Origin of the sequence: Streptomyces sp. NPDC089915, assembly GCF_040684675.1 — a bacterium.
GTDB lineage: Bacteria > Actinomycetota > Actinomycetes > Streptomycetales > Streptomycetaceae > Streptomyces.
On sequence record NZ_JBFBGN010000038.1, the window covers coordinates 25,784 to 36,628 of the forward strand.

Genomic DNA, 10,845 nt, shown 5'->3' on the forward strand with positions numbered 1-10,845 from the left:
GCCGCGCGCCCACCAGGCCCTCTCCGCCCGCCCGGGCCGCCCTCAGCCGACCCGCCGCGCACCCGCCGACGGGACGGCCTCCAGCGCGGCCGGGGCCCGGAAGCCGGCCTGCGCGAAGGCGTCCGTCACGGCCGCGGTCACCCGGGCGGTCTCCCCGGCCCGCACCAGGGCGATCACCGAGCCGCCGAAGCCGCCGCCCGTCATCCGGGCCCCCAGGGCGCCCGCCGCCACGGCGGCCTCCACCGCGAGGTCCGTCTCCGGGCAGGAGGTCCCGTAGTCGTCGCGCAGCGAGGCGTGACCCTCCGTCAGCACCGGCCCCAGGGACTCGGGTTCGCCCGCCGCCAGCCGGGCCACGGCCCGCTCCACACGGGCGTTCTCGGTGACCACGTGCCGGACCAGCGGTACGAGTCCGGCCGGGAGGCCGCGCAGCGCCCCGGCGAGCTCCGCCTCCGCGAGGTCCCGCAGGGCGGGCAGGCCCAGCAGCCCCGCCGCCCGTTCGCAGCCGGCCCGCAGCGCCGCGTACGCCCCGTCGGCCAGGTCGTGCTTGACGCGGGTGTCCAGCACCAGCAGCCGCAGTCCGTGCCCCCCGAGGTCGAAGGGCACCTGGCGGACCTCCAGGCTCCGGCTGTCCAGGTGCAGGGCGCTGCCCCGCGCGCAGCACACCGAGGCCATCTGGTCCATGACCCCGCAGGGCACCCCGGCGAAGGCGTTCTCGGCGTACTGGGCCACCCGGGCCAGCTCCGGCCGCCCCAGCCCCAGCCCGTACAGCTCCTCGTAGGCGACGGCCACCACGCACTCCAGCGCCGCCGACGAGGACAGCCCGGCCCCCGGCGGGACGGCGCTGTCCAGGTGCAGGTCCGCGCCGCCGACGGGCAGTCCCCGCTCGCGCAGCGCCCACACCACCCCGGCGGGATACCGGGCCCAGCCGGGCACCGAGCCCGGGGCGAGGTCCGCCACCCGCAGCTCGGTGACCCGCCCGTCGCCCTGGGCGCTGTGCAGCCGCAGCAGCCCGTCCGCGCGGCGCCGGACGGCCGCCAGGGCGGCCTGCGGAAGCGCCATCGGAAGGGCGAACCCGTCGTTGTAGTCGGTGTGCTCGCCGATCAGGTTGACCCGGCCCGGAGCCGCCCAGACCCCCTCGGGGGCGCGGCCGTGGATCCGTTCGAAGTCCCGGCGCACCCGCTCGGGACCCCGGCCCGCCCGGGCGTTCACCGGGCCTCCCGCAGCCGGCGCGCCGCCGTCTCCGGCGCCACGTCGTTCATGAACGCGTCCATCCCGGACTCCGTCCCGGCCAGGTACTTGAGCTTGTCGGCGGTCCGCCGGACGGTGAACAGCTCCAGGTGCAGCGCCAGTTCCTCCCCGCCCGTCAGCGGGGCCTGGTGCCAGGCGGAGATGTACGGGGTGGGCTCCGCCAGCCCGAAGAGCCCGTCGAAGCGGCGCAGCAGGTCCAGGTAGAGCCCGGGGAACTCGGCCCGCTCCGCCTCGTCGAGGCAGGTCAGGTCGGGCACGCGGCGGTGCGGGTAGAGGTGGACCTCGTAGGGCCAGCGGGCGGCGTACGGGACGAAGGCCGTCCAGTGCTTCCCGGCCCGCACCACCCGCCCGGTGGCGGCGCGGGCCTCGGCGAGGAGGTCCTCGAAGAGGTTCCGCCCGGTGGCCGCCCGGTGCGCGGCGGCCGCCGCCAGGTGCTTGGCGGTGCGCGGGGCGGGGACGGTGAAGGCGTAGACCTGGCCGTGCGGATGGGGCAGGGTGACGCCGATCTCCGCGCCCCGGTTCTCGAAGCAGTACACCTGCGCCACCCCCGGGCGGGCGGAGAGCGCGGCGGTCCGGTGGGTCCAGGCGTCCAGCACCAGCCGGGCCCGCCCGGGCGTGAGGTCGGCGAAGCCGGCCCCGTGCTCGGGGGTGAAGCAGACCACCTCGCAGCGCCCGGCCGCCCCGGACAGGGAGGGGAAACGGTTCTCGAAGACGGCCACCTCGTAGTCGGCGGCCGGGATCTCGCTCTGCCGCCCGTCCCGCGAGGGGCACAGCGGGCAGGCGTCGGCGGGCGGCTGGTAGGTGCGGGTCTGGCGGTGGGCGGCGATGGTCACCCAGTCGCCGGTGGCCGGGTCCCGGCGCAGCTCCGGGCTGTTCTCGACGCGGTCCAGGGGGCGCCGGTCCTTCGCCGTGCGGTCCCGGCCGGGCGCGGTGTCGTAGTAGATGAGCTCGCGGCCGTCCGCGAGCTCGGTGACGGTCGTGTACACGTCCTCGCCTGTCTGTGGGAGTGCGCGGGCAGCGGTCAGGATACGGCCGGCCGCCGCGCGCCCTCCCACCGGACCGGGGGAGGGGGCGCGGCAGTCCGCGCCCGCTCCCGGGGGTCCGGGGTCAGGGGGTCGTCTTGCCCACCTCCAGGTCGGCGGTCGGGTCCTTGACCCGGCCGCCGGGCGGGCCCGCCGGGGCACTGGTGTTGTTCTCCGGCTTCGGGTCGCGGGTCAGGGCGGAGACGGTGGCGGTGTTGCGGATGTCCCGGCCGTCGCCGGTGTAGTCGGCGTCCAGCTTCACCTTGATCACCCAGGTCACCGAGGCGCCCGGGGCCAGCTTCGGCAGCGTGCCGCAGGTCACCGTGCGCCCGGCCGAGCAGCCGGGGTCGCCCGAGACGAAGCTCAGTTCCGTCGGAAGGGTGTCGGTGACGGTGATCTGCTCGGCCTGCGAGGGGCCGTTGTTGACCACGGTGAGGGCGTAGTCGAAGGTCTCGCCCGGGGCGATCGGCTCGGTCTGGACCGCCCGCTTGGTGAGGGCGAGGTCCGCGGCCGGGGCGGCGACGCTCCCGCCGGGCACGGTGGCGGTGTTGGAGTCGTTCTCGCTCGCCGGGTCGATGTTGTCGGCGGTCACCCGCGCGGTGTTCTTCAGGTCGCTGCCGTCGCCGTTGTAGGCCGGGTCCACCTTGACCGTGAGCAGGTACTCGACGGTCTCGCCGACCTTCAGCGGGGTGGCGCGCCGGCAGGAGACGACGTGGCCGGAGACCTCGCAGCCGGCCGGCGAGGAGTTCACGTACGACAGGCCCTCGGGGAGGCTGTCGGTGAGCTTGACGTTGAAGGCGTCGGCCGAGGGGCCGTTGTTGGTGACGCGGATGCGGTAGTCGAACACCTCGCCCGGCGTCGGCGCCTTGGCGCCCACGGCCTGCTTGGTCACCGCCAGGTCGGCGGTCGGCTTGTTGACTCTGCTGCCGGGCAGCCCGGCCGGGCTGCTGGTGTTGTTCGCCGGGCGCGGGTCCTTGGTGGTGGAGGTGGCCGTCGCGGTGTTGCGGATGTCGGAGCCGTCGCCGGTGTAGGTGCTGTCCAGGCGGACCGTGAAGCGCCAGGTCTTGGACGCCGTCGGCTCCAGCACGGCCACCGGGGCGCAGGTCACCGTGCCGTCCTCGGCGCGGCAGCCGTCCGGGGAGGACACGAAGGCCAGCTGGGCGGGCAGCTTGTCGGTGACCGTGGTGTTCAGGGCGCGGGAGGGGCCGTCGTTGGTGGCGGTGACCACGTACTCGAAGGTCTGCCCGGGGGCGATCGGGGTGTCGGTCGCCGGGCGCTTGGAGGTCCAGACGTCGGCCTGCGGCTCGGTGACCCCGCCGGGCGGCAGCACGGGGCGGGAGGTGTTGTCGGCGGGCTCGGGGTCCTTGGAGGCGGAGGAGGAGGTGGCCGTGTTGTGCAGGTCGGAGCCGTCGCCGGAGTAGGCCGCGTCCAGCTTCACCTTGAACCGCCACACCACCTCGGCCCCCGGCACCAGCCGGGCCAGCGGGCCGCAGGTGACGTTCCGTCCGGAGGCGGTGCACGGGTCGGCGGAGGAGACGAACGTCAGCCCGTCCGGCAGGGTGTCGGTGACCGTGACGTTGCGGGCGTCCGACGGCCCCTTGTTGGAGGTGCGGACCTCGTACTCGAACTCCTGGCCCGGCACCGTCGGCCCGGCCCCCAGCGGGGTCTTGACGGTGGCCAGGTCCGAGACCGGGTCGAACGGCCCCGGCGGGATGACCGGCTTGGGGGTGTTGTTGTCGGGCGTCGGGTCGGTGGCGTCCGAGCTGCCGGTGGCGCTGTTGCCCAGGTCGGAGCCGTCGCCCTGGTAGGAGGCGCTGAGCCGGGCCTGGAAGGTCCAGCTCTTGCGCTGGCCCACGCCGAGCTGTGGCTCGGGGCCGCAGGTGACGGTCTGCGCGGTGGCCGTGCAGCCGTCGGAGGAGCCCACGAAGGTGATCCCGGCGGGGAGCCGGTCGCGCGCCGTCACGTTCCGGGCCACCGAGGGGCCGTGGTTCACGGCGGTGAGGGTGTACGTGATGATCTCGCCCGGGGCCCGGACGGTCCGTGCCGTCACCTCGATGTGCGGACCCGCCGGAGCGGCGGCGGGCCGGCCGGCGGGGGCCGCGGCGGCCACGGCGGGCGGGGCGGTCCACAGGGGTGCCGCGCAGATCAGCGCGGCCGTGGCCCACGCGGCGGGCCGCCGGCCGGGGGTGCTCGTCATCGCATCGTTCCGTTCGTGGGGAGTCGGCCGTACAGGGGGGTGTACGGAAATCCGGGGTGGGGCGGGTGGCGGGGGCGGGCGGCTCCGGGTCAGCCCGCCTTCGCCTCCTTCGTGAGCTCGAGGTCCGACGTGGCCGGGCGGACGCCGCCGCCCGGCGGGCCGGCCGTGCCGCTGTTGTTGCCCGGTACGGGGTCGGCCGTGTCCGCCGAGGCGGTGGCGGTGTTGGTCAGCCCCGTGCCGTCGCCCTCGTAGGCGGGGTCCAGCCGGACGGTGAAGGTCCACGTCACGCTCTCGCCCGGGGCCAGCTCCGCCCGCGGACCGCAGGTCAGGGTGGCGGCCGCGGCCGTGCAGCCGTCGGCGGGGGCGGCGAGGGCCAGGGCGGGCGGCAGCGGGTCGGTGATCCGCACCCGGCGGGCCGTGGACGGGCCCGCGTTGCGCACCGTCACCCGGTAGCCGAAGGTCTCCCCGGGAGCCACCCGCTCCGTGGTCGTGGCCTCCTTCACGGTCGACAGGTCGGCCTCGGCCACGGGGGTTCCGCCCGGCGGACCGGCCGCCGCGCTGGTGTCGTTCGCGGGCTGCGGGTCGGGGACGGCGTGCCGGACGGTCGCGGTGTTGCCGAGGTCGGAGCCGTCGCCCGTGTACCCGGGGTCCAGCCGGACCCGGAAGGTCCAGGTGGTCTGCGCGCCGGCCGCCAGGAGGGCCCGGCCCGGACAGGCCAGCACCTGGCCGTTCGCCGTGCAGCGGCTGGGGGAGGAGACGAAGGACAGGGAGGCGGGCAGGGTGTCGGAGACCGTCACCGAGGTGGTGTCCGAGGGGCCGTTGTTGCGGGCGGTGACGCGGTAGTCGAAAGTCTCGCCGGGGGCGACGGGCCCCGTGCCGAGGCTCTCCTTGAGCGCCTCCACGTCGGCGCGCGCGGTGACCGTGACGGCCTCGGCGGTGGCGGTGTTGTCGGCGGGGTTGGTGTCGGAGCGGTCGGCGGGGGCCGTCACGGTGGCGGTGTTGGCCAGGGTGGCCGGCTGGGCCGGGGCGGTGCCGGTGATCGTGTAGACCACCCTCCCGCCGCGTTTGAGGTCCGCGGTGGTGTCCAGGGAGTTGCCGCTGCCCGAGGCCCTGCCGCAGGCGTTGCCGGTGTCCGCCTTGCAGGTCCAGGTCACGCCGGTCAGGCCGGGGACGGTGTCGCGGACGGCGGCGCCGGCGACGTCGTTGCTGGTGCTGTTCGAGACCGTCACGGTGTAGGTGACCGGGCCGCCGCCGGCCGGCACGGCCTTGGTGTTCACCGTCTTCCTCACGGACAGGTCGACCGGGACGTTGATCTTGAGTTCGTTGATCTCGTGGTAGTTGGTGGCGCTTCCCGTACCGGCCGAGAAGCCGACCTTGAGGGTGGAGGGCAGGGCGGGCTGGTTGGGGATCGCGGTCACGTCGTAGTCGGTGATCAGCTGGACCGTGTCGGTGCCGGGACCGCTGTCGGACCACAGCGAGAGCAGCATCTTGCTGCCGCTGGGCAGGAGGGAGACGCGGACGGTCCGGTTCTTGGCGCGGCTGCCCGTTTCCACGGTGGAGCCGGGCGGGGTGGCCGCCGTGCCGTACCGGTAGCCGGTGGTGCCGTTGCCGCCGCCCCGCACGACGATCCTGTTCGACTGGGCGCCGGGGCCGCCGTTGCCCGAGGAGAAGTTCCCGAACTCGTCGATCCCGATGCCGAGGTAGGCACCCGGCACGCCGGCCCGGAGCGTGCAGCCGGCGCCGGTCATCCCGCAGGCGTAACCGAGGGAACCGCCGCTCGCGCCCACCCCGTCGACCGCCGAGCCGTCGGTGAGGTAGAACGACAGCCCGTCGCCCCGCTTGCCGTCGTAGGCGGTGCCGCCGTACGTGGCGTACGTGAACTCGGCGACGATGCCGAGGGCGGAGGAGAAGGAGTCCTTCATCTTCCAGGTGCCGGCCTGGTTGGTGCCGTTCGAGGTGAGCCGCAGCCAGCCGGGATCCGGGTAGGAGGCGTTGCCCGTGGCGGTGCCCGAGTTGGCGGAGCCGTCGAAGGGCTCGTAGACCGGGAACGAGACCGCCCGGGGCGCGGCGCGCACGGGATCCGGGTCCGCCGCCGCCGACGGGGCCGACAGTGCCAGGGCGACCGCGCAGAGCAGGGCCGTGAGCGCCCGGTGCCAGGGCGAGCGGCTCACGGGCCCGCTTCCGTACGGCGGTTGCGACGGGCGGCGGCCGCCGCCCGCAGCACGGCCCCGGCGCCGACGAGCCCGCCGGCGGTCCACATCAGGGAGCCGGAGGCCGGGGAGCCGGAGTCGGCCAGGTCTCCCCGGCCGTGGTGGCCGTCGCCGTGCTCGTGCTCGTCTCCGTCGTGCTCGTGGGGGCAGTCCTCGCCCCGGTGCCCGCCCTCGTGCCCTTCGTGCCCTTCGTGGCCCTCGTGCCCCCCGTCCCCGCCGTGGCCCTGTCCGCCGTCCGTGCGCAGGCACAGGGGCCGGCCGCCGGGGGCGGTGGTTGCGGGGCGGTTGGCGTTGTCGGTGAGGTCGGGGTCGAGACTGGCCGAGGTGACGCGGGCGATGTTGTCGAGCGGGGTGCAGCCGCGTCCCGGCGGGTTGGCCCGGTCGCGGTCCGCCACCCGTACGGTGATCCGGAACTCCGCGCTCTGCCCGGCGGCCAGCCGGTCCACCACCGGGCACTCCACGCGCCGCTCCCCGCCCGCCGCGAGCTCGCAGCCGTCGGGGGAGGAGATGAGGACGAGCGGGGCCGGCAGCGGGTCGGTGACCCGCACCTCCCGGGCCGTGGCCGGGCCCTGGTTGCGCACGGTGATCAGATACGTGAACTTCTCCCCGGGCCGGACCGAGGTGCGGCCGGGATCCAGCAGGGCGGTCTTGGCCAGGGAGAGGTCGGCGGTGCGCGCGTGGGGCGGGATCTTCAGCCCGGTCAGCGAGGCCGTGTTGTTCCCGGGGACGGGGTCGGCGGTCTCCGCGCCGACGAGGGCCTCGTTCACCACGTCCGAGCCGTCGCCCCGGTAGGAGGCGGCCAGCCGGACCGTGATCACCCAGGTGTGCGAGCGGCCCACCGCGAGGAGGGGCAGCGGACCGCACCGGACGTCGCGGCCCTCGGGGGCGCAGCCGTCGCGCGAGGAGACGAACTCCAGCGCGGCGGGCAGCCGGTCGGTGACGACCACCTGCCGGGCGGTCGAGGGGCCGTGGTTGGTCACGGTGACCGCGTACTCGAAGGTCTCGCGGACGCCCTCGCGGACCGGGCCGCCGGGTGCCCGTCCGGGAACGGCGCGCAGGGCGGCGGCCACCTCCAGGTCCGCGCCGCCCCCGGAACCCGCCGCCCGGCTCTCGCCGGCCCGCCCGTCGGCCGTGCCGTCCGCCGCGCCGGGCGCGGGAGCCGCGCCCTCGGCGGCGGGCGCGGACGGGGGCGCGTGCCCGGCGTCCGGCGCGGGCGGCTGCCCGGAGCCCGCCGCCGGTACGGGTTCCGACGGCACCGGCCGCGCGGCTCCCGGCATCGCCTCCGGCACCGGCTCCGGCACCTGCCGCGCGGCGACCGGCGCGGGCACCGGCTCCGCCACGGGCGCGGATTCGGGCACGGATACGGGTACCGGCGCGGGTACGGGCGCGGCCGCGGCGGCCGGGGTGAGGGACAGCAGCAGGCACGCCGTGCCCGCGGAGACGGCCAGCGCACCCCGCAGGGGCGGGCGGCCCGGACTCTCGGGGACGCTGGGCATCGGTCATCCTCCACACGGCGCGCGGGCGGGCACGGCCCGAGGGCCGGATCAACGCGGTCATCTCTTCACACTTCTCCGCCGAGTGGATCTCCCCGGGTGATCATTTGCGGCCTCCGGGTGATCACATTCAGCCCGTCGGCCCTGCCGTCGGCCCTGCCGGCGGCCGGGGCCGGCGGCGGTGGACGTCCGCTCGACGAGGTCTCGACGTCCGCTCAAGGACGGAGCCGGGACGGCCGCCTAACGTGGCGGCATGCGCACACCGCCTCTGCTCGCCGTGGTCTTCGAACGCGGGTCGGCCGGCTCCGTGGAGATCCTGGCCTCCGCCCGCAAGCTGTGCTCCGTCGTGTTCGTGTGCGACGAGGACCTGCCCGGTTCGGCCGGTGCGGTGGCACGGCTGGGCGAGGTCGCCCGGGTGCTCGACGTCACCGGCCTGTCGCCCGAAGGGCGCCGCGCGGCGCTCCTGGAGCTGCGCCCCGACGGCATCACCACCTTCAGCGAGTACCGCCTCGCGGCCACGGCCGAGCTGGCCGAGGCCTGCGGGCTGACCTTCCACACCCCGGAGGTGGCGGCCGCCCTGGTCGACAAGGAGCGGCAGCGGACCCGGCTGCGCGAGGCCGGGGTGCAGTCGACGCGCTGCGTCGCCGTGCGGACCGTCGCGGACGTGCCGGCGGCGCTCACCCGGGTCGGCCTGCCCGCGGTCGTCAAACCGCGCTCGGGAGCGGGCAGCGTGGACACCTGCCGGGTCGACGGCTTCGAGCGGGCCATGGCGGTGGCGGAGGAGTTCCTGGCCGGCGACGGGGCGGAGTTCGTCCTGGAGGAGTACCTCGAAGGGGACCCGGACGCCGCCGGGCCGGGCTTCGGGGACTACGTGTCCGTGGAGTCGGTCAGCTCCGGCGGAGCCGTCCGCCACGTGTGCGTGACGGGCAAACTGCCGCTGGCCGAGCCCTTCCGGGAGACGGGCATGTTCCAGCCGGCCGCGCTGCCCGAACCGCTGGCCGGACAGGTGCTCGCGCTGACGGGCGAGGCCCTGCGCGCCCTCGGCGTCACCGACGGGGTCACGCACGTGGAGATCAAGCTGACCCCGGACGGCCCCCGCCTGATCGAGGTCAACGGCCGGATGGGCGGCTACGTGGGCGCCCTGCTGCGCCGTTCCACCCGCTTCGACCTGCTGCGGGCCGCGCTGCGCGCCGCCCTCGGCCTCCCGCTGGAGGTGCCGGAACTGCACTTCCCGGCCGTGGAGTTCGTCTACTTCGTGACGCCCCCCGCCGACGACGGCGCCACCCTCGCGGGGATCCGCGGACTCGACGAGGTGGCCGCCATGGACGAGGTCTGGCAGGTCAAGGCGGACCCCGGCGCCGGCCGCTCCCTGCACTGGCGGGCCGGCACGGAGGGCCACCTGGGCACCGTCCACGGCACCGCCGCCGACCACGACCGGCTGCGCGCCGCGGTCGGCGCCATCGACGCGGCCATCCGGCTCGACTACGCCTGAGGGCCGCGCCGCGCCCCACGCCCGGGGCCGGGCCTACAGCGGGATCGTCGGGTCCAGCGGCTCCCGCAGCCGCCGGGCCACGAGCCCCCGTACCGGCGTGGCCAGCGGTGAGAGGTCCCACCAGTTCCGGGGGAACATCCGCCGGAACAGCCGCAGGTTGCGCAGGGCCACGGCCGTCGGCCGCAGCGGTACGCAGGACACCAGCAGGGCCGTCCGCAGGGCGCGCAGCTGGTGCGCGGGCCGCCGTGACACCAGCAGGGACTGGGCGAAGGCGTTGCGGTAGGCCCACCACATCATCTCGTGCCGCTCGGCGCCGATCTGCATGCGCGTGTTCGGCTCACCCGCCTGCGGGTCGGCGGAGTGCGCCAGGTCCGCGGAGAGGTGGTGCAGCCGCGGGTAGCGGTCGGCGACCCGCCACAGGAGCGTGCCGTCCAGGCCCAGGCCGTGGCTGAACTCGAACGGCAGGTTGCTCGGCAGTTCGTCCTGGAACACGTCGAGCAGGTCGGCCCGGCGCATCAGGGTGCAGGAGGCGCTGACGGGCACCTGGTCCTCGACCGTCGCCGAGCGCACCAGGAACTCCAGCGAGGACATCCGGCCCTCGCGCCGCCGGTAGAAGGTCTTCGGCCGCTCGTAGTGCCACGTCATGGCCGTGAACACGAATCCGACCGCGGGATCCCGGTCGAGGACCTCCACCGACCGGGCGACGGCCTCCGGCGATATCCAGTCGTCGGAGAACAGGAGTTTCACGTATTCACCCTCGCTCAATTCGAGCGCGCGCCGCCAGTTCAGCACCCGTGGCACCAGTGAATCATTGCGGTAGGCGCGCACCCGGGGATCGGACCCGGCCAATTTCTCGATGACGCTCCAGGTGTCATCCGTGCTCGCATTGTCGACCACGACCACTTCAATGTCGCTATACGTCTGGTCGAGGGCGCTGCGTATCGCACGCTCGACTTCCACCGGCCGGTTGTACACCGGCACACAGATGCTGACCTTGGCCACCGCACGCTCCCTTTCGTCGAGTGGCACATTCAAGCACAGGATTGTCAACTGTCCTCCGGGGCAAGGTGCATGACCCTTGGGGAAGCCCTGGACAATTGGTCTTGACAACCTGTTCACCCCGTGTTTGGTTTATTTGGCGATCAGTCCAGAAAATCCCGGCCCAACTCGCCGATAAAAAACG

General features: G+C 75.0%; 7 protein-coding genes. 1 reads left to right on the plus strand and 6 read right to left on the minus strand.

The window, feature by feature from the left end; translation table 11 throughout:
- Positions 1-42: 42 nt before the first annotated feature.
- The 5 genes from galK to AB0O29_RS14605 all read right to left on the minus strand — a co-directional run bounded on the left by galK (position 43) and on the right by AB0O29_RS14605 (position 8,173).
- Positions 43-1,209: a galactokinase gene (galK, locus tag AB0O29_RS14585; RefSeq protein ID WP_365151413.1), complete on the minus strand. Its 1,167-nt coding sequence runs from the start codon at positions 1,207-1,209 to the stop codon at positions 43-45.
- Positions 1,206-2,234: a galactose-1-phosphate uridylyltransferase gene (galT, locus tag AB0O29_RS14590; protein ID WP_365151415.1), complete on the minus strand. Its 1,029-nt coding sequence runs from the start codon at positions 2,232-2,234 to the stop codon at positions 1,206-1,208. The genes galK and galT overlap by 4 nt, the downstream gene beginning before the upstream one ends.
- A gap of 121 nt (positions 2,235-2,355) precedes the next feature.
- Complete coding sequence (locus AB0O29_RS14595) at positions 2,356-4,467, minus strand: DUF11 domain-containing protein (RefSeq protein ID WP_365151418.1); 2,112 nt, start codon at positions 4,465-4,467, stop codon at positions 2,356-2,358.
- An 89-nt stretch (positions 4,468-4,556) separates the two neighbouring features.
- The gene (locus tag AB0O29_RS14600) at positions 4,557-6,638 is read right to left on the minus strand and encodes a hypothetical protein (protein WP_365151421.1); all 2,082 of its coding nucleotides are present in this window, start codon (positions 6,636-6,638) and stop codon (positions 4,557-4,559) included.
- Positions 6,635-8,173, minus strand: a complete 1,539-nt coding sequence (locus AB0O29_RS14605) for a hypothetical protein (RefSeq protein ID WP_365151424.1) — start codon at positions 8,171-8,173, stop codon at positions 6,635-6,637. The genes AB0O29_RS14600 and AB0O29_RS14605 overlap by 4 nt, the downstream gene beginning before the upstream one ends.
- Positions 8,174-8,423: 250 nt before the next feature.
- Here AB0O29_RS14605 and AB0O29_RS14610 point away from each other — a divergent pair, with 250 nt between their 5' ends.
- Positions 8,424-9,662 carry an ATP-grasp domain-containing protein gene (locus tag AB0O29_RS14610; protein ID WP_365151427.1) on the plus strand — a complete coding sequence of 413 codons (1,239 nt, stop codon included), beginning with the start codon at positions 8,424-8,426 and terminating at the stop codon, positions 9,660-9,662.
- Between the two features lie 33 nt (positions 9,663-9,695).
- On the opposite strand, the gene AB0O29_RS14615 is transcribed toward AB0O29_RS14610, so the two are convergent.
- Positions 9,696-10,781, minus strand: coding sequence for a glycosyltransferase family 2 protein (locus AB0O29_RS14615; RefSeq protein ID WP_365151430.1), 1,086 nt, complete (start codon positions 10,779-10,781; stop codon positions 9,696-9,698).
- Positions 10,782-10,845 lie beyond the last annotated feature (64 nt).

Excerpts from the sequence above, each read along its gene's own strand:
- AB0O29_RS14595 (WP_365151418.1), bottom strand. The coding sequence starts at position 4,467 with ATGACGAGCACCCCCGGCCGGCGGCCCGCCGCGTGGGCCACGGCCGCG.
- AB0O29_RS14605 (WP_365151424.1), bottom strand. The coding sequence starts at position 8,173 with ATGCCCAGCGTCCCCGAGAGTCCGGGCCGCCCGCCCCTGCGGGGTGCG.
- AB0O29_RS14610 (WP_365151427.1), top strand. The coding sequence starts at position 8,424 with ATGCGCACACCGCCTCTGCTCGCCGTGGTCTTCGAACGCGGGTCGGCC.